1 pseudogene is annotated in these 211 nt (G+C 76.3%); it reads left to right on the top strand.

Features of this window, described 5'->3' with window-relative positions:
• A pseudogene (locus tag BIU89_RS18650) lies at positions 1-211 on the top strand (LacI family transcriptional regulator); the annotation flags it as partial.

Genomic DNA, 211 nt, shown 5'->3' with positions numbered 1-211 from the left:
GCCGCCGCCCGGGCGCTCGCCGGTGGGCGGAGCAAGGCGCTCGGCATCATCACCGCCGGCGACGCGCTGTACGGGCCGTCGAGCACCTCGATCGGCTTCGAACGGGCCGCGCGGTCCGCCGGGTACCACGTGCTGCTGTCGACCCTGCCCGAGGAGCCGCGGCCGTCCGACCTGTCCGGGGCACTCACCACGCTGCTCGCGCAGGACGTCG

This window comes from Curtobacterium sp. MCBA15_005 (assembly GCF_001864855.1).
In the GTDB taxonomy this organism is placed as follows: Bacteria; Actinomycetota; Actinomycetes; order Actinomycetales; family Microbacteriaceae; genus Curtobacterium; species Curtobacterium flaccumfaciens.
Note: the sequence above shows the minus strand (reverse complement) of the source record. Positions and strands in the feature narration are given on the sequence as shown.